The sequence below is a fragment of the Seonamhaeicola marinus genome, assembly GCF_008085455.1.
Genome location: NZ_VSDQ01000787.1, coordinates 1 through 261, shown reverse-complemented (window position 1 = coordinate 261; position 261 = coordinate 1). Strand labels below are relative to the sequence as shown.

The 261-nt window shown below is 29.9% G+C and carries 1 pseudogene; it reads right to left on the bottom strand.

The annotated features are described in order from the left end of the window. Window positions 1–92: 92 nt before the first annotated feature. Window positions 93–261: pseudogene (locus tag FUA24_RS23530) on the bottom strand (malate dehydrogenase); the annotation flags it as partial.

Below are 261 nucleotides of genomic sequence, written 5' to 3'. Positions count from 1 at the left end.
AAAGAACCATTTTGCGTTCATGCGCCAAATATATAAAAATAAAGACTGTATTACTACAGTCTTTATTTAAATGTTATTTTAAGGTTAAAGCATTAAGCTTCAACGTTTAATAAACCGTTTGTTTTTCTAACACCTTCGGCACTTGCTTTCATGTGTTCTTTTTCAGCATCACTTAAAGGAATATCAACTATTTTTTCAATACCATTTCTTCCTAAAACTACTGGTACACCAATACAAATATCATTTAAGCCATATTCACCT